The 19769-nt window shown below is 31.7% G+C and carries 17 protein-coding genes; 15 read left to right on the plus strand and 2 right to left on the minus strand.

Going from position 1 to position 19769, the window contains the following annotated elements; all coding sequences use genetic code 11:
* Positions 1 to 67: 67 nt before the first annotated feature.
* Positions 68 to 1489, minus strand: coding sequence for a Na+/H+ antiporter NhaC (gene nhaC / locus KDK92_RS14090; protein WP_250859973.1), 1422 nt, complete (start codon positions 1487 to 1489; stop codon positions 68 to 70).
* Between the two features lie 212 nt (positions 1490 to 1701).
* Here nhaC and KDK92_RS14095 point away from each other — a divergent pair, with 212 nt between their 5' ends.
* From KDK92_RS14095 to mnmA, 5 genes are all read left to right on the plus strand, one after another.
* The gene (locus KDK92_RS14095; protein ID WP_250860539.1) at positions 1702 to 2943 is read left to right on the plus strand and encodes a replication-associated recombination protein A; all 1242 of its coding nucleotides are present in this window, start codon (positions 1702 to 1704) and stop codon (positions 2941 to 2943) included.
* A gap of 106 nt (positions 2944 to 3049) precedes the next feature.
* Positions 3050 to 3472, plus strand: a complete 423-nt coding sequence (locus KDK92_RS14100; protein WP_250859974.1) for an RrF2 family transcriptional regulator — start codon at positions 3050 to 3052, stop codon at positions 3470 to 3472.
* A 5-nt stretch (positions 3473 to 3477) separates the two neighbouring features.
* Positions 3478 to 4665, plus strand: a complete 1188-nt coding sequence (gene nifS / locus KDK92_RS14105) for a cysteine desulfurase NifS (protein WP_250859975.1) — start codon at positions 3478 to 3480, stop codon at positions 4663 to 4665.
* Position 4666: 1 nt separating this feature from the next.
* On the plus strand, positions 4667 to 5104 hold the full coding sequence (gene nifU / locus KDK92_RS14110) for a Fe-S cluster assembly scaffold protein NifU (RefSeq protein ID WP_250859976.1): 438 nt from the start codon (positions 4667 to 4669) through the stop codon (positions 5102 to 5104).
* Between the two features lie 14 nt (positions 5105 to 5118).
* Complete coding sequence (mnmA, locus tag KDK92_RS14115) at positions 5119 to 6195, plus strand: tRNA 2-thiouridine(34) synthase MnmA (RefSeq protein WP_250859977.1); 1077 nt, start codon at positions 5119 to 5121, stop codon at positions 6193 to 6195.
* Between the two features lie 149 nt (positions 6196 to 6344).
* On the opposite strand, the gene KDK92_RS14120 is transcribed toward mnmA, so the two are convergent.
* Positions 6345 to 7850 (minus strand): serine hydrolase domain-containing protein, encoded by a 1506-nt coding sequence (locus KDK92_RS14120; RefSeq protein ID WP_250859978.1) that lies wholly within the window; start codon positions 7848 to 7850, stop codon positions 6345 to 6347.
* A gap of 477 nt (positions 7851 to 8327) precedes the next feature.
* Between KDK92_RS14120 and KDK92_RS14125 the strand changes: the two genes are divergently transcribed.
* The 10 genes from KDK92_RS14125 (at position 8328) to mltG (ending at position 19631) form a co-directional block, all read left to right on the plus strand.
* Positions 8328 to 8795, plus strand: a complete 468-nt coding sequence (locus KDK92_RS14125) for a PRC-barrel domain-containing protein (protein ID WP_250859979.1) — start codon at positions 8328 to 8330, stop codon at positions 8793 to 8795.
* 15 nt (positions 8796 to 8810) lie between these two features.
* Entirely contained in the window at positions 8811 to 9839 is a 1029-nt protein-coding gene (locus KDK92_RS14130; RefSeq protein ID WP_250859980.1) for an AI-2E family transporter, read from the plus strand.
* 257 nt (positions 9840 to 10096) lie between these two features.
* Entirely contained in the window at positions 10097 to 12736 is a 2640-nt protein-coding gene (alaS, locus tag KDK92_RS14135) for an alanine--tRNA ligase (protein ID WP_250859981.1), read from the plus strand.
* A gap of 42 nt (positions 12737 to 12778) precedes the next feature.
* Entirely contained in the window at positions 12779 to 13012 is a 234-nt protein-coding gene (locus KDK92_RS14140; protein WP_250860540.1) for an IreB family regulatory phosphoprotein, read from the plus strand.
* 49 nt (positions 13013 to 13061) lie between these two features.
* Positions 13062 to 13472: a Holliday junction resolvase RuvX gene (gene ruvX / locus KDK92_RS14145; protein WP_250859982.1), complete on the plus strand. Its 411-nt coding sequence runs from the start codon at positions 13062 to 13064 to the stop codon at positions 13470 to 13472.
* 13 nt (positions 13473 to 13485) lie between these two features.
* Complete coding sequence (locus KDK92_RS14150; protein ID WP_250859983.1) at positions 13486 to 13737, plus strand: DUF1292 domain-containing protein; 252 nt, start codon at positions 13486 to 13488, stop codon at positions 13735 to 13737.
* A 148-nt stretch (positions 13738 to 13885) separates the two neighbouring features.
* Complete coding sequence (locus KDK92_RS14155) at positions 13886 to 14341, plus strand: Fur family transcriptional regulator (protein WP_250859984.1); 456 nt, start codon at positions 13886 to 13888, stop codon at positions 14339 to 14341.
* Positions 14342 to 14361: 20 nt separating this feature from the next.
* Complete coding sequence (locus KDK92_RS14160) at positions 14362 to 16029, plus strand: ribonuclease J (protein WP_250859985.1); 1668 nt, start codon at positions 14362 to 14364, stop codon at positions 16027 to 16029.
* A gap of 489 nt (positions 16030 to 16518) precedes the next feature.
* A complete protein-coding gene (typA, locus tag KDK92_RS14165; protein ID WP_250859986.1) occupies positions 16519 to 18342 on the plus strand; it encodes a translational GTPase TypA in 1824 nt (607 codons plus the stop codon).
* Between the two features lie 266 nt (positions 18343 to 18608).
* Positions 18609 to 19631: an endolytic transglycosylase MltG gene (mltG, locus tag KDK92_RS14170; RefSeq protein WP_250859987.1), complete on the plus strand. Its 1023-nt coding sequence runs from the start codon at positions 18609 to 18611 to the stop codon at positions 19629 to 19631.
* Positions 19632 to 19769 lie beyond the last annotated feature (138 nt).

The raw sequence follows: 19769 nt of genomic DNA on the forward strand, positions 1-19769 counted from the left end.
AGCCATATTTATACAAATAAATCAGGAATCAAAGAATGATTCCTGACAATTTTTATATAATTTTATATTATACTGAAACTGATTCTTCTTGAGGAGCTTTTTCTAATTTTTTGATACCAATTCCTGTAAAACCATAGAAGACAGCTATTATTGGACATAAAATGTTCAAGAATGCGTAAATAGCGAATCCATCAGGTCCCCAAGGGCCAACACCTAGGAATTTGGTCATTGTAGCACCACATGTATTCCACGGAATAAATGGTGAAGTAACAGTACCTGAATCTTCAAGTGTTCTAGAAAGGTTTCTTGGATCAAGTCCTTTCTCAATGTAAACATCTTTATACATTCTTCCTGGAAGAACGATTGAAAGATATTGGTCACCTGTTAAAAGGTTAGTTACGATACAAGTAATAACAGTTGTAAGGATAATAGAACCTGTGCTCTTAGCAAATTTCATAAGACTCATTGCTATAGTTTCAAGTTGTTTAGTTTTTTCCATTACACCACCGAAACACATAGCACAAATTATCAATGATACAGTCCACAACATACTGTCGAGACCACCACGCGTCAATAGATTATCAAGTGCTTCAATACCTGTACTAGATGCATATCCATAGTGAGCAGCACCAATAATTTCTGACATTCCAGCACCTTGGAACAACCATGCAAATAATCCACCAAGTATAACACCGCCAATAAGTCCAGGTATAGCAGGAACTTTCATAACAACGATTGCTATAACCAAGATAGGTGGTATGAATAAAAGTAAGTTAATGTTAAAGTTTGCTTGTAATCCATTCAATAATTCATTAACTTGAACAGCGTCAATTTGTTTTCCTGCAAATTTAATACCAAGAATTGCATAAATAACCAATGATATTAATAGTGCAGGACCAGTAGTCCATATCATATGTTTAATGTGTGTGAAAAGATCGGTACCTGCCATAGCAGGCGCTAAGTTTGTAGTGTCTGATAAAGGTGACATCTTGTCCCCAAAATATGCCCCAGATATTATTGCACCAGCAGTCATTCCTAGAGGAATTCCTAATCCAGTTCCTACACCAATAAGTGCAATACCTACAGTACCAGCAGTAGTCCATGAACTACCAGTTGCAATTGAAACAACGGCACAGATTAAACAAGTTGCAACTAAGAATATACTAGGTGTTATAATTTTCAAACCGTAGAATATCATAGTTGGAACAACACCAGCAAGAATCCAAGTTCCTATGATTGCACCAATAATCATTAAAATCAAACAAGCTTGCATGGCTAATTTAATAGTATCAATAATTCCTTCTTCAATTTCTTTCCATGTATAACCTGCTATTAAGCCTATAATTGAAGCAAATATAGCTCCAGCAATAAGTGCCATGTGAGGATCCCCGCCCCAAAACTTAAGTGTGCAAATTAGAAATACAACTAAGAAAGTTAAGCTAAGTAAAGATAACCCCAAACTCATTTTTTTTACTTTACCAGTAGTCAAAATAAATTCCCCCTTTATTGTTTATATATCTATTATAATACAAAATATTCAGACAATTCAATAAGTATTCGAAAATAATCATAAATATCCATTAAAAGATGCATGAAAAATTAACCTTACTTTCAAAAAACATGCCACAAAAGGATGAATTTGAGTGACTAATATATTGTGGTATAATATTATTCGCAAGAAAATTGAAGTGTGGAGGTAAAATTATGCCTTTAGCAGATAGAATAAGGCCATATAGTATAGATGAGTTTTACGGACAGGAACATCTAATGGGTAAGAATAAGGTGTTAAGAAGAATAATGGAATCTGGAAATATACCTAATATGATTTTTTATGGACCGCCAGGAGTAGGGAAAACAACAGTTGCAAATATTATTGCTGAGAAGTCTCAAAAGAAAATATATAAACTAAATGCATCAAATTGTTCTACAAAAGATATTGAAAAAGTTGTGAAAGAATTAAATAGTTTTATGGGATATAAAGGTGTGATTTTATATTTAGATGAGATTCAGAATTTCAATAAAAAACAACAACAGTCTCTTTTAGAGTATATAGAGGATGGAAGAATAACATTAATTTCAAGTACTACTGAAAATCCATATTTTTCGATTTATAAGGCGATATTGAGCAGAAGTATTATATTTGAATTTAAACCATTACAAAAAGAAGATATTATAAATGGTCTTAATAGAGCAGTTAATTTGATAAAAAATGAAGATGAAAAATTTGATGTAACAGAAGAAGCATTAAATTATATAAGTGAAATTTCTAGTGGAGATATGAGAAAGTCCCTGAATATTTTAGAAACCAGTTACAATTTTAAAGGAAGAGGAAACGTGGTTGAACCTGAAGATGTAGAGGCTTTATATCAGAGTAATATGAGATTTGACCCATCAGGCGATGAACATTATAATATTTTAAGTTTTCTTCAGAAAAGCATAAGGGGTAGTGATGAAAATGCTGCCATTCATGCCCTTGCCAGATTGGTAAAGGGGGGAGATCTTACATCAATATGCAGAAGATTATTAGTGATAGCAGCTGAAGATATTGGAATGGCTCATCCACAAGCAATTTCAGTTGTTCATTCATGTACAAGTGCAGCAAAAGAGGTGGGATTTCCAGAGGCGAGGATAATATTAGCACAGGCGGTTATTTATCTTGCAACACTGCCAAAATCAAATAGTGCATATTTAGCTATAGATTCGGCAATTAATGATTTGAATACTAAGGATTGTGGTGATATTCCGGTGTACTTGAAAGATTCTCATTATGGAGGGGCAAAAAAGCTAGGAGTTAAAGGGTATAAATATCCTCATAATTATGAAAATCATTATGTTAAACAGCAATATTTACCAGATGATATTAAAGATACAAGATATTATATGTCACAGAATAATAAGTATGAAAATGCCCTTAAAACTTATTGGGATAAGGTGAAAAAATAATGAGTGAAATAATCAATATAAAATGTTGACAAGAATACTCGGATTTGCTATTATTGTTATGATAATTAAAACAGAGTAAAACACTCAGGATTAGAGGAGTGATTTAATGAAACTTTCAACAAAAGGAAGATATGGAGTTAAAGCTATGGTGGATTTAGCAATCCATTATGGTGAAAATCCAAAATCTATAAAAAGTATTAGTGAGAGTCAAAATATATCTGAATGTTACTTAGAGCAATTATTCTCAAGTCTGAGAAAAGCTGGTCTTATAAAGAGTATCAGGGGCGCAGGTGGAGGATATATTCTAAATGATAAACCAGAAAATATCACCATACATAAGGTGCTAGATGTTCTAGAAGGTCCGATTGAAATATCAACATGTCTTGATAGTAGTTCTTGTAACAACATTGAATGTTGCGCAACAAGAGTTGTTTGGAAAAAGATAAAGGATAGTATAGATGATGTTACTAAAGCTATAACATTGCAAGATATAGTTAATGACTATAAGAAGATGAGTAATAAGGAGTGATATACATGGAAAAAAGAAATATATATATGGATCATGCTGCAACTACTTACGTTAAGCCCGAAGTATTAGAAGAGATGATACCATACTTTACAGAGAATTTTGGCAATCCTTCTTCAATATACTCTCAAGCAAGAGTAACTAACATGGCAATAGATGAGAGCAGGGGGAAAATCGCAAAGGCTATCAATGCTGACAGAAGAGAAATATTCATTACAGGTGGTGGATCAGAAGCTGATAACTGGGCAATAAAAGGATATGCTAATGCAAACAAACATAAAGGAAACCATATCATAACAACAACTATTGAGCATCATGCTATTCTACATGTATGTGAATATCTTGGAAAAAATGGATTTGAGATTACTTATCTTCCTGTAGATGAGAAGGGATTTATAAATATAGATGATTTAAGAAATGCAATAAAAGATACAACTATATTAGTGTCTATAATGTTTGCCAATAACGAAATTGGAACAATACAATCTGTTAAAGAAATCGGTGAGGTATGTAGAGAGAATAAAGTAGTATTCCATACAGATGCTGTTCAGGCAGTAGGACACATACCTGTAGATGTTCAGGAATTGAATATTGATATGCTTTCTATGGCGGCTCATAAATTTTATGGACCTAAAGGTGTAGGAGCTCTTTATGTGAGAAAAGGTATAAGATTAGAGAATCTTATACATGGTGGAGCACAGGAGAGGAATAAAAGAGCAGGTACTGAAAATATTCCAGGAATAATTGGGATGGCAAAAGCTCTTGAACTTGCAGTAGAAAATATGGAAGAGGAAAATAAAAAGCTTGTTATGTTAAGAAATAAGCTTATTGATGGGCTTTTAGAAAGAGTTCCACATAGTAGATTAAATGGACCATGTGGAGAGATGAGACTTCCGGGAAATGCTAATATTACTTTTGAGTTTATCGAAGGAGAATCAATTCTTCTAATGTTAGATGCAAAAGGAATTGCAGCGTCTAGTGGAAGTGCATGTACTTCAGGGTCATTGGATCCATCACATGTATTACTTGCTATTGGATTACCTCATGAGATAGCTCATGGATCATTAAGATTATCACTAGGTGAAAAAACTACTGAAGAAGAGATTGATTATGTATTAGAGGTTGTTCCACAGATTGTACAAAGATTAAGAGAAATGTCACCATTATGGGATAATTTTGCTAAGGGGGAGAAGTAATATGTTATATAGTGAAAAGGTTATGGATCATTTTACAAACCCAAGAAATGTTGGGGAAATTGCTGATGCAAATGGTATAGGGGAAGTTGGTAATGCAAAATGTGGAGATATAATGAGAATATATCTTAAAATACAGGATAATATAGTTAAAGATGCTAAGTTTAAAACATTTGGTTGTGGAAGCGCAATAGCATCATCAAGTATGGCAACAGAGTTAATCATAGGTAAATCAGTAGAAGATGCTTGGGAACTTTCAAATAAAGCAGTAGCTGAAGCATTAGATGGACTTCCACCTGTTAAAATGCACTGTTCTGTTTTAGCAGAAGAAGCTATTCATAAGGCAATCAATGATTATAGAGAAAAAGCTGGACTTGAGTTATGGGATTTTAAAGAGACTGACCATGATGAATTACATGATCAGGTTCATGGAGACGAATAGAAATAGGTGATTTTATGAAAAAGAAAGTAGTAATAGGTATGAGTGGTGGAGTCGATAGCTCTGTGGCTGCATATCTTTTAAAAGAAGCAGGGTATGATGTAATCGGAATAATGTTAAAACAGGTTCCAGATGATGAAGAATATGGAGATGACTATGGCGGATGTTGTTCATTATCAGCAACAGAGGATGCTAGACGAGTTGCAAATAAACTAGATATTCCATTCTATGTGTTGAATTTTAAGAGGATTTTTGAAGAGAGGGTAATTGAACCTTTTATTGAGGAATATTGCAGTGGTAGAACACCTAATCCTTGTGTTATGTGTAATTCAAAGGTGAGATTTAGTGAGTTTTTGAACAAAGCTCAAACCTTTGGAGCTGAGTATTTAGCAACTGGACACTATGCAAGAGTAGAAAAAGTTGGAGATAGATATTTACTTAAGAAGCCATTAGATGTAAAAAAAGATCAAACTTATATGCTATACACTCTTAAACAGGAACAGTTAAGTCATATTATAATGCCAAATGCTAAATATACTAAACCAGAAATAAGAGAAATAGCTGAAAAGATTGGATTAGATGTTTCACAAAAAAAAGACAGCTTTGAAATTTGCTTTATTCCAGACAATGAACATGGAAGATTTATAGAGAGAAAAACTGAAGGTAGAGTGAAAGTAGGAAATTTTGTTGATGAAAATGGTAAAGTGCTTGGTAAGCATAAGGGAATAGCCTATTATACTATTGGTCAACGAAAGGGTCTTGGATTATCACTTGGGAAACCAGGTTTTGTAATTGATATTAATCCTGAGAAAAATGAGGTTGTTATTGGAGATCAGGAAGAAATTTTTAAGGATACATTAATAGCTAAAGAGCTTAACTTTATTCCTTTTGATGAATTAAAAGAAGAGAAGAAAGTTGCTGCGAAAATTCGTTATGCTGCAAAAGAAGAACCAGCAACACTAATACCAATGGACAATGGAAATGTGAAAGTAGTTTTTGATGAAAAGGTCAGAGCGATAACTGCAGGTCAGTCTGTTGTGTTTTATGATGGCGATATTGTTGTTGGCGGAGGAGTCATTGATAAAGTCCTTTAATTAATGGAAAATGGATAATTGAGAATGTAGAAGGAAGGAAGCTTCTGCCCTATTGGGCAGAAGCTTTTTATTTTGTTATTATTTAAATAACAAGGCTGTGTTTTATAAATATTTAATTTAAATTATAATAAATAATCTATCGTTTTCTACTATTTTTGAATTGTATTATTGATATTATTTCTTTTATTTTTAATTATTAAAAAAATCTTTAAAATCCCTGTACATATTAAAATCATTGGTGCTGCAAATAATATATGTGCTACACCAGGCAAAAAAATCAAGAAACTTCTCCAAGCAATTAGATATTTTGAAATTAATTGATAATATATTACTGGTAATACTATATAGAATATTACCTGTGCCAATATACTATATTTAAAATCCTTAAAATTTCTATAATTCTCAGTCATTTTATTATACCATTTGGGTAATCTAATAAATCCTAGTACACAAAATACTACTATTACAAAAAGTATTATGTTAATTGGTAAGTACTTTTTAGTTAAACTCACTTCAGTTTCAGTTACCTCTTTGTCTAAGATAATATTTCTTATTCCGTTTGATATATCGTCATACCATGCTTCACGTTGAATATATTGATAAGTAAGGTCATTTGCATTAATTAATATAACTAATCCCCATTCACCTTGTCCGAAAATCTTCATATTTGAATTAAAGTTTTGTGTATCACCTCCATGCAGGATTTCACCTTTATAAATCATCAATCCAAATCCATAGTTTTTTGCTACATTTGAACGTTGTTTCATAGCCAGTATTGATTTACTAGATAAAATAGACTTGTCCTTATATTCCCCATTATTCATAAGAGCAATTAAAAAATTACTCATGTCTTTACTGCTTGAAATTAGAACTCCCTTGGGTATATCATATTGATTATATGGTGGATTAGTAGGAAACATATATCCAAAGAATGGCTGATATCCTCTAGTTAATCCATTCTCTTTAGCTTTCGACAATGATGTAAAGCTATGTTCCATTTCTAAAGGCTCAAATATATTTTGTTCTATATATTCTTCATAAGATATGCCTGTAACAGACTGAATAACTTGGCCAAGAATAATGTAACCTAAATTTGAATACTGAAATTTCAAACCTACAGGATTAATAATTTCTGTATTATTTTGTTTACGAACAAATTCTTCTATTGTCAAATCATCTTTACTTAATCGCAACTCAACAGGAGCCTCTCTAGGCAATCCACTTGTATGATTTAAAAGTTGTCTAATTGTAATTTTCTTAGATAATTCAGAATCAGAAAGAGTAAACCATGGAATATATTTTTGTACAGGTGAATTTAATTCTATCTTTCCTTCCTCAACTAACTGCATGATGGCCATGGCTGTAAATGTTTTACTTACAGAGCCAAGGATAAACGGAGTATTTTCATCAATGATTCTTTCATTATTATCAGCTTTACCATAACTTTTTAGAAAGACAACCTCATCTTTATTTACTATTCCAACTGAACATCCTGGAATATTTAGTTTTTCCATTTCACTCTTAATATACTTATCAATCTTATTAAAATTAACCTCATTATTATTGTCTTGTGCCGTAAATATTATAGGACTATTGATAGTAAATATAATTATAATAATTGTAACAAAAAATTTAATTACTCTATTCTTATACATTAAGCAACCCCTTCCAATTCCTTTAATTTTAGTTTGTATTACATACCGATTAATGACATACTATCTACAATTCCAGCTTAAAATATTAGCTGCTTATGACACACTTCAAATATGTTATGAATTAATTGCTTTATGATTAGCGCGTGTATACTGCATCATAGCTAACACTTATGTGTAAATACATTTGAAGTAGCTCTCTTTTTTTAAATACCGCTGAAAACATTTTATGTATTCTAAACCTTATTATACCATTAAATGTCTGATATTTTTCAACATCTTTTTAAAAAAGACCAGCTAGTAAAGTATATATTTATAAAAACATACCACTCCCTTATCCCATAGTGGTATGTAGATATTTTTAGTTTTTCTATATTTTAATAGATTTATATTCAATTTCTTTCACTTTCATTAATAAGACTCATGCTTAAAGATAATAATAAATAAAAGTGAGTGAAAAATAAAAAGTGGTGAGTAGATATGTATAGAAAATATGATTTTATGTCAATGGAAATTTATAATTTAAAAGGTAAGAGACTTGGAACAGTGAATGATATATGTTTTAATTTCAGTAAAAATACTGTAGTAGGGTTTACAGTGGAAAGTGCTATTCCCTTTAAGAAAAATGGATTTATTCACAAGAACGATGTAATCTATTTCAATGACAATATGATTGCAAAGGACTTTGGGGTGATAGAGGGTATTCCATTAAAAAATATATTGAATATGGATGTTTATAATCTTGATGGACACATAGTAGGAATTGTTAGTGACGTTATAATTGATAAAGAATTGAGGTTAGTAGGACTGGTACTTAGCGGTGGATTATTAAAAGATATTTTTCAAGGTAGAAGAATTATTTCTGTTAAGCGGATAATATTAGGCGAAGAAAATATTATTTATTATGGAAAAGAACGGATTATGTTTCGGAATCTTGTGCATATATAAGGAGGGGATGATAGATTGAGATTTAGCAAAGATAATTTAAGAAGAATAATAGCAGTTTTTATTATAGTTATAGCAATTATACTATCAATTATTATACCTCCTATAAGAGAAATTGTAGAACTTATTTTTTTAAGTTTTATACTTTCATACGCCTTGAAACCAATACATAATATTATAGTTGAGAAAGGAATAAATAGAACTTTTAGCGCAGCTATAATTATATTCTCATTTATAATGATATTTATATCTGCACTTTTATTAGTGATACCTAGAATCATAAGTGAAGGGAGTAATATACTTGAATTTGTTCAAGGGATTGGGGACTTTATAAATAATTTTTCATTTAGGATTAAGATATTAGAAGATCTTAAACTCATGGATAACATAATGGAAAAGGGGAGTGAGTTTATTGAGGTAATTGTAAATAATTTGATCGAGAACAGTATGGAAGGGGTTAAATCATTTAAAGAGAACATTGTAAAATCATTAGGAATACCTATTATTGCATTCTTTTTCTTGAGTGAAGGTGACAAACTAGGAAATAAACTTCTTGTGTTATTTTCATATAAGCGTAGAAGAATAATTTCAAACATTTTAAGAGACATAGATAGAGTGTTAACAAAATATATATTTAGTGAAATGATACTTAGTATTATAATAGCGCTTTCGACTTACATAATATTAAAGGTATATGGTGTAGAGTTTCCATTGTTATTATCTTTAATGAATGGAATTTTGAATGTGATTCCGTACATTGGAGCTCCTGTTGGAGGTATAATTGTAATCTTAGTGGCGATTGTTAATGGGAATGCATCATGGATGTACATAATTGTTTGGATGCTGGTTAGTCAGGCTATTGAAAGTAATATAATAAGTCCAATGATTATTGGGGAGAGTGTGAATATGCATCCAGTAATGATAATTGCTCTTTTGATATTAGGGGGGGAAATTGGTGGGTTCATAGGTATGGTACTAGCAATTCCAGCTGGAGTAATTATAAAGGTGCTATATATTGATATTAATCATTTCCTTTTTAGTAAATAATACAATGTTAAATGGTATAAGTCACGGGAGGAAGGCATTGACAGAAGTTAGTTTTTTTCATATAATCATCTTAAGTTGGATAGTTATGATTTTATTCTACTTTTATTTCTAAGAAATAAAAGTTTTTTATTATACGATAATAATTATGAAATTAATTAGGCGTATGAAAATAAACTAGTATGCTAAGTGGCTATTTATTTGAATATGCCTTAAGTTTAAATAAAGAAGGGTTTATAATTGAACGGAGGAGATTTACGATGAGAAAAATGGGATTAAATGAGATCAGAGATTCTTATTTAAAATATTTTGAAAGTAAGGGTCACTATAAATTAGCAAGTGCTCCTGTAGTACCAAAGAATGATAAAAGTTTATTGCTTATAAATGCTGGTATGGCACCATTAAAGCCATATTTCACTGGATTGGCAGTTCCTCCAAGTAAGAGGGTGGCTTCATGTCAGAAATGTGTAAGAACAGGAGATATTGATTCAGTTGGATTAACTTCAAGACATTGTACGTTTTTCGAAATGTTAGGAAACTTTTCTTTTGGAGATTATTTTAAAGAAGAGATAATTCCATGGGCTTGGGAGTATATTACAAAGGTTTTAGAAATACCAAAGGAAAAATTATATGTAACTATTTATCTTGAAGATGATGAAGCTCATGATATTTGGGTAAATAAGACAGACGTTTCACCAGATAGAATATTCAGATTAGGTAAAAAAGATAACTTCTGGGAGCATGGAGTTGGTCCTTGTGGTCCGTGTACTGAAATCCATTTTGATGTGGGCGCTGGAGAAATTAAAACAAGTGAAGAATTTGAGAGAGCTAGTGATGAAGATAAAATAATTGAGTTCTGGAACCTTGTATTCACTCAGTTCAATAAAGATGAGGATGGATCATATAGTAATTTAGAAAATCCAAATATTGATACAGGTATGGGACTTGAGAGAATAGCAATGATAATGCAGGGAGCTAACTCAGTATTTGAAGTTGATACAATAAAAAATATATTAGATCCTATATGTAAAAAAGCTAATGTTGAATATGGAAAAGATGAAAAAAGTGATATTTCATTAAGAATAATAACTGATCATTTAAGAAGTATGACTATAATGATTTGTGATGAGGTTTTACCTTCAAATGAAGGTAGAGGATATGTTCTTAGAAGAATATTAAGAAGAGCAGCTAGACATGGTAGACTTCTTAACATTGAAGGGACATTCTTAAGTGAGTTATGTTCGATTGTCATAAAACAATTTACCGACATATATCCAGAATTAGTTAAGAAAGAAGCTTATATAAAGAAGGTTATAAAACTTGAAGAAGAGAGATTCGATGAAACTATTGATAGTGGAATTGAAATTCTAGAGGGTTATATTACACAGGTTAAAGAAAGTGGAAAAGATACTTTAAGTGGAGAGAGCGCATTTAAGCTTTATGACACTTATGGGTTCCCAGTTGAACTTACAATTGAGATTTGTGAGGAAAAGGGGATTAAGGTAGATAAAGAAGCTTTTAAATGTGAAATGCAAAAACAGAGAGAGAGAGCTAGAGCTGCAAGAGGCGAAGATACTTATATGGGAGCTGAAATAAAAGCAGTTGATAGCCTTGAAAATAGTATATTTACAGATTTCTTAGGATATGAAGAAATCACAGCAGAAGGTGAAGTAAAGGCAATTGTTAAAGATAACGAATTCGTTGATTCACTTGAAATTGGAGAAAAAGGAATAATAATTACTGATAAAACGCCTTTTTATGCTGAGATGGGTGGTCAAATAGGAGATGCAGGGTTCTTCAAGTCTGAAAAGGTTAAAGGAATAGTTGAAGATACTCAAAAGAATATTTCTGATAAAATTGTCCATTATATAAAGGTAGAAGAGGGAAGAGTATGTGTTGGTGATAAAATTGAATTATCAATTGAGTCACAAAGAAGAAGTAACGTATGTAAAAATCATACGGCTACACATATAATTCACTCAGCTTTAAGAAGTGTATTAGGTGGGCATGTTCATCAAAAGGGTTCTTATGTTAATGAGAATAGACTTAGATTTGACTTTACACATTTCGAAGGATTAACTAAAGAAGAACTAACAAAAGTTGAAAAGCTTGTAAATGAAGAAATAATGAGAGCTAATTCTGTAATAACTGAAGTAATGACACCTGCTGAAGCAAAGAAAAAAGATGCAATGGCATTATTTGATGATAAATATGGAGATTCAGTTAGAGTTGTATCTGTAGGAGAAATGAGTACAGAATTGTGTGGAGGAACTCATGTAAAGAATACTGGAGAGATTGGTCTTTTAAAGATTATATCTGAGAGTGGAATTGCTTCAGGGGTAAGAAGAATTGAGGCGGTTACAGGGGGAAAGGCATTACAGTACTTTGAAGAACGAATTAGCATCATAGATGAAATTACATCTATGGTTAAGTGCAATGAAAAAGATTTGTTAAATAAAATGGCTTCTATTTTAGGAGACTTAAAAGATAAAGAGAAAGAAATAAAAGAACTTAAGAGTAAATTATCAACAGGTGCTTCAGATGAACTTTTCAACAATGCAAAAGAAATTAATGGAGTAAAAGTAATCATTGGAGCAGTAAAAGATATCGATGGTGGAGCTTTAAGAGAATTAGTAGAAAAACTAAGAGATAAGCTGCAAAGTGGATTTGTTATTTTAGGAAGTGAAGCAAATGATAAAGCTATGTTTGCTGCAATGGCATCTAAAGATGTTTTACCAAAAGGGGTACATTGTGGTAAAATTATAAAAGAGGCAGCTTCAATCGCTGGAGGAGGCGGTGGAGGAAGACCAGATATGGCTCAAGCTGGTGGTAAGAATCCAGAAAAAATTCCTGAAGCACTTTTAAAGGTTGAAGAGATGCTTAAAGAAATGATAAAATAAAAATGATTTAAGTGGGGTGTTCGTGTGAATAACCAAAATACGATGCAATTTGATCCGATAAAGAATAAAGACGATTTTACAAAAGCTATTATCAATGAAGTATATAATGCACTTGTAGAGAAGGGATATAATCCAGTAAACCAACTTGTAGGATATTTTATTTCAGGAGATCCTACTTATATAACTAATCATAAAGGTGCTAGGACGCTTATTACAAAGCTAGAAAGAGATGAATTTTTAGAAGAGGTTTTAAAAGTTTACTTAAATATTAAATAAGCAAATGCCCTAAATGGGCATTTGCTTATATTACCAAAAGGAGAATGCTATGAGAGTATTAGGGTTAGATATAGGAGACAGAACTATTGGTATTGCTGTAAGTGATCCATTAGGGTTGACAGCTCAAGGTATAACAACAATTAGAAGAAAGAGCATTCAATATGATATGCAGGAACTAAAAAAAATAATTGATGAGTATTCTCCAACTGTATTAGTATGTGGATTACCAAAGAATATGAATGGTACAATTGGTGAACAAGGAGAAAAAGCTATTGAATTTAGCGAAAAACTTAAAGAAGAATTTAACATAGAAATTGAAATGTGGGATGAGAGATTAACATCTAAAGCAGCGAATAGGATAATGATTGAAGCAGACTTTTCAAGGAAAAAAAGAAAAGGATTAGTGGATAAAATAGCTGCAACGTACATACTGCAAGGATACCTAGATAAAATTAGATAAGGAGAGAGAAAATATGAATGAAGAAATTAATTATGTAACACTTCTTGATGAGGAAGGTACAGAAGTTGAATTTGAAGTAGTAACAAAGTTGGATATTGAAGAGGTTGAATATTTTATTGTAATTCCTAAAGATGAGGATGTAGAAGAAGCAATAGCATTAAAACTTGTATATAAAGATGGAGAAGAATTATTTGTTCCTGTAGAGGAAGAGAATGAATTAATGATGGTAAGTGAAGCATATGAAATTCTATTTGAAGAAGAGTAGAATGAAAATAAAACATAAATAATAATGATTATTATTTGACAAAGACCTAATGGGGCATTAAACTAATATTAAGAGTATTTGAGCGGATTAATAAAACAATCTAATATTTTAATGTTAAGCGGGAATAAAGAGAAGAGGAGGGAAAAACATGAGTGGAAATCTTAACAAGATAAATGAATTAAAGGAGAATTTAAAGAATAAAGGATATAAGTTGACTCCTCAGAGACGTGCTATCTTAAATAGTATTATGAATAGTGAGGATAGACATCTTACTGCTGAAGAAATATATGATTTAGTAAAGGTTGATTGCCCTGAGATTGGATTGGCTACTGTATATAGAACTGTACAGCTTCTAGAAGAATTAGGAGTTGTATCGAAGTTGGATTTAGATGACGGATGCAGTAGATATGAATTGGTTATGGAAGGGGAAGCGCATCAACATCATCATCTTATTTGTAACGGATGTGGTAAAGTAATTGAAGTAGAAGGCGATCTTTTAGATGAATTAGAAAAGAATATTGAGAAAAATTATAGCTTTAAAATATTAGATCACTCATTGAAGTTTTATGGAATTTGCGAAGAGTGTAAAAGAGAAAATGACTAAGTGAATAAGGAGGGATTCTTTTGAGAAAAGATAAAGAACAGATAAAGATAATCCCTCTGGGAGGCTTGAATGAGATCGGTAAAAACACAACGGCGATTGAATTTAAAAATGAAATAATCTTGATTGATTGTGGATTAAAATTCCCAGAGGACGATATGTTGGGAATAGACGTGGTAATTCCGGATATGAGTTATATATTTAAAAACAAAGATAAAGTTAAGGGGATATTCTTAACTCATGGTCATGAAGATCATATTGGTGCACTACCATATGTTTTAAAAGAAATGAATGTACCTGTTTATGGAACGAAATTAACTTTAGGTATATTAGAATCAAAATTAAAAGAACACGGTCTATTAGCTACAACAAAGCTGAGAACGGTTGAATCAAGGGATGTAGTTAAATTAGAGAATATGTCAGTTGAGTTTATTAGAACTATGCACAGTATAGCAGATGCTTCTGCTATAGCAGTTCATACACCAATGGGCGTATTGTTCCATAGCGGAGATTTTAAAATTGATTATACACCTATTCATGGATTACCTGCAGATTTAGCTAGGTTTGCTGAGTTAGGTAAAAAAGGTGTAATCTGCATGATGTGTGAAAGTACAAATGTAGAGAGAGCCGGGTATACAATGTCAGAAAAAATGGTTGGAGAAACATTCCAACGTTTATTGACAGATTGTGAAGAGAGAATTATTGTAGCAACATTTGCTTCAAATGTTCACAGAATAATTCAAATAATTGAAGCAGCAAGAAGAAATGATAGAAAAGTTGCTGTTTCTGGAAGAAGCATGGAGAACATTGTTGGTGTTGCTATTGAATTAGGATATATAGATGTAAGTGATGGTATTATTATAGCTATTGATGAAATTAATAAATATCCTAAAAATAGAATTGTAATAATTACAACTGGAAGCCAAGGAGAGCCAATGTCAGCATTGACTAGAATGGCTAGAGGTGATCATAAAAAACTTTCAATCAATAAAGGGGATATGGTTATTATTTCAGCTACTCCTATTCCTGGAAATGAAAAGCCAGTAACTAAAGTAATAAATCAGTTATTTAAAAAAGGTGCTGAAGTAATATATGAGAAACTAGCTGATATTCATGTGTCTGGGCACGCGTGTCAAGAAGAGTTGAAGCTTGTGCATTCACTAATAAAACCTAAGTTCTTTATTCCTGTACATGGTGAGTTTAGACATTTAAAACAACATGCAGAGTTAGCAAAAGGACTTGGTATGAACAATGAAGACGTTGTTATATGTAACAACGGAGATGTTATTGAGATATCAAGTGACGAAATTAAAAAGACAGGCACCGTGAATGCAGGACAAATATTTGTTGATGGATTAGGTGTTGGAGATGTAGGAAATATAGTTTTAAGAGATAGAAAGCATCTTTCTCAAGATGGTATTTTAACTGTTGTAGTTACAATGGAAAAAGATAGCGGAAAAATTATTGCAGGTCCAGATATAATTACAAGGGGATTTGTATATGTAAGAGAAAGTGAAGATCTTATTTTTGAAGCTAAGAAGAGAGTTAAGGCAGTGCTTAAACAATGTGAACAACAGAATGTTAAAGAGTGGGCTGTGCTTAAAAATACAATGAAAGAAAATCTGAGAGGGTATCTCTATGAGAAAACAAAGAGAAATCCAATGATATTACCTATAATTGTAGAAGTGTAAAAAAATAAAAGTGGCATTGAATCTATTTGATTCAATGCCACTTTCGTTTTAGTTGAGAGTTGGAAGTTTAAGAGAAATGTATAATGGATAATGATTGACATTTCTCTTCAAAAAAATTTAATCTTATTGTTTCTTTGGAAAAAAAGATTTATCATTTTTAACTATATGGAACATTGTAGTTCAAATACAATATTTTATCACTGATAAAATGAGTTTAACCCTTTTGGTCTTAAGAACAATATAATGTAGGTTCTGACCTTAGTAAGAAACATCCATCGTTGTCAACTGTCAATTGTCAACTGTCAAGTTTTTCTAAAGGTTTTTAAATTTTTATGTGCACGCAGCACGTGTCTTTTTTTATAAATCGGCATAAAAATTGTAATATAATGATTGACTTTTTACCTGAAGGAGACTAAAATAAGAGATAGTGCAAAATTGGATACTTTGGTGTCCATTTTTTTATAAAATCAAAACTTTAGGAGGAATAGCATGAGTAATTTTGTTAGAAACGATATTAGAAACATTGCTATTATAGCTCATGTTGACCATGGGAAAACAACACTTGTAGATGCTCTTTTGAGACAAAGTAACATTTTTAGAGAAAATGAAAAGATTGATGAGAGAGTTATGGATTCCAATGATCTTGAAAAAGAAAGAGGAATAACTATACTATCTAAAAATACTGCTATAGATTATAAAGGGATAAAAATCAACATTATAGATACACCAGGACATGCAGATTTTGGTGGAGAAGTAGAGCGAGTGCTAAAAATGGTTGACAGTGTACTGTTAGTTGTGGATGCTTATGAAGGAGTAATGCCACAAACAAAATTTGTTCTTAAGAAAGCTCTTGAGCTAAAATTAAGACCGATTGTTGTAATAAATAAAATTGATAGAAAAGATGCAAGACCAGAAGCGGTTCTTGATGAAATGTTTGACCTATTTGTTGAATTAGGTGCTGATGATGAGCAACTTGATTTTAAAGTAGTTTATGCTTCAGCAAAAGAAGGACACGCATCTTATGATTCTGAAGAGCTTAAGGATAACATGGAAGATCTTTTTGATGGTATAGTAAAGAATGTTAAAGCTCCAGAAGGTGAATTAGATGCACCATTACAATTATTGATTAGTTCAATTGACTACAATAATTACGTAGGTAAAATTGGTATTGGTAAAGTTGTTAGAGGAAAAATCGATAGAAATCAACAACTTGCACACATAAATAAAGAGAGCGAAATTAAGAGAGTAAAGGTATCAAACTTATACACATACGAAGGATTAGGAAAAGTTGAGACTTCTTCTGCTATGATTGGAGATATTGTTGCTGTAACAGGAATAGCTAACATCAATATAGGTGATACATTAGCAGATTTTGAAAATCCAGAAGCACTTCCATTTGTTAAAATTGATGATCCAACACTTGCAATGAATTTCTTGGTTAATGATTCACCATTTGCAGGGCAAGATGGAGATTATGTTACATCTAGACACTTAAGGGATAGACTTTATAGAGAGCTTGAAACAAATGTAAGTCTTAAGGTTGAAGACACTGACTCTGCTGATTGCTTTAAGGTAAGTGGAAGAGGGGAATTGCATTTATCAGTTTTAATCGAAACTATGAGAAGAGAAGGATATGAGTTCTCAGTTTCTAAGCCTTCTGTAATTTTCAAAGAAGAAAATGGTAAGAAACTAGAGCCAATGGAAAAGCTAGTAATAGATGTTCCAGAAGAATTCATGGGTGGAGTAATAGAACAACTAGGACCAAGAAAAGCAGAAATGGTAAATATGACATCTGCTGTTAATGGGTATACTAGAATTGAGTTCTTGGTTCCAGCTAGAGGGTTAATTGGATTTAGATCAGACTTCATGACATTTACAAAAGGTAACGGTATAATGAACAGTAGTCTTGAAGGATATGAACAATACAAAGGGGATATTCCTGAGAGAGCAAAAGGATCTATTGTTGCTTTTGAAAAAGGAACAGCTGTTGCTTATGGATTATTCAATGCTCAAGAAAGAGGAGTATTATTCATAGGAGCAGGAACAGATGTATACGAAGGAATGATAGTTGGTGAACAACCACGTCTAGGAGATATGGAAGTTAATGTTTGTAAAAAGAAACAACTTACAAACACTAGATCATCTGGAGCAGATGATTCATTGAAACTTGTTACGCCTAGAGATTTATCACTTGAAAAAAGTATTGAATTTATTGATTCTGATGAACTTGTGGAAGTAACGCCTAAAAACATTAGATTAAGAAAGAAGATTCTTGATTCTAATGCAAGAAAAAGAGTTAGAAACAGAAAGTAGGCTTTAGAAAAGAAATGGATAATTGATAATGAAGGATATTTCTCTCTGAGAAATGTAAATTATTTTGTTCCTTAGACAAGGATAGTTTACTCGTTTCATTATGGATAAAGTCTTGTATTTTAAACAAGATTTTATCTGAATATAAAATAAGTAGATTCTCCTGTTCTAAAGAATAATAAAATGTAGTTTTGCATAGCAAAACATCCATCATTATACATTCTCCATTATACATTATCCATTTATTTTAGTAGTATGGGGGAGATGAAATGAAGAAGTTTTTAGTTTTCATTGTTGTTTTGAGTGCCATCATTATTGGGGGATATCTTTACGGTATAAATTATTATAATGAGGCACTGAATCACCCCTTGACGGGAACAGATAATATTGAAATTTCTGTTAGTCAAGGGGATTCCTTTTATTCATTATTGGAAAGACTATATAATGAGAAGAAAGTAAAGAATCCTTTGGTTTTTAAATTGTATGTTAAGAAGAATAATGTAAAATGTGATATAAAACCAGGAGAGTATAAGGTTAATGTGGATGAGAATTTTGATGCATTGATTTCTAAACTTTCAAAAGGAACACAAAAAGATACCTATAGGATTACAATTATTGAGGGTATGAATATTGAACAGATTGCAGAAGTTTTTCAAAAAGCAGGAGTGTTTACTGAAGAAGAGTTTCTACAAGCTGTACAAGAATATGAATTGCCTGAGTATGTAATAGACTCTTCAGATGCAAACTATAGCTTAGAAGGATATTTATATCCAGAGACATATAACTTTTATGTGGATAGTAAACCCTCAGAGGTTATTGAAATTATGATAAATAGATTTGAGAAGACTATCGAAAGTATTGAAGAAGAATATAATACGAATATAGAAAACCTTCACGAAGTAATAATTTTAGCATCTATTGTAGAAAAAGAGGCTGTTAAAGATGAAGAAAGAGCTTTGATTTCTTCAGTGTACTCGAATAGGATAAAAATTGGTATGTTACTTCAATCATGTCCTACAGTGATATACTCTATTGGTAATGTATTCTATGAGAGGGACAAATTAATTGTGTTGAACAAGGATCTTAAAGTTGAATCGCCGTACAATACATACATGAATGAAGGCTTGCCGCCGGGACCTATTGGGGCTCCTAGAAAAGAGAGTATTGTAGCAGCATTGTATCCAGAAGATACAAATTATCTTTATTTTGTATCCCAAAACGATGGTACACATTTTTTTACTGATGATTACAATGATTTTCTCAGAGTTAAAGCTCAGACACAAGGAAATTAGGTGCATGAAAATAAATAACTAGTCAAAGATGCAAAGGATATTTTGCATCAGACGATGAGTTGGGTTCCACTGATAGTGGTTCTATCAGTGGGTTCTGACGAAGAAGTATTATGCAAAATAGACTCGCATATTGGCTAG

The organism is Oceanirhabdus seepicola, from assembly GCF_023684385.1.
In the GTDB taxonomy this organism is placed as follows: domain Bacteria; phylum Bacillota; class Clostridia; order Clostridiales; family Clostridiaceae; genus Oceanirhabdus; species Oceanirhabdus seepicola.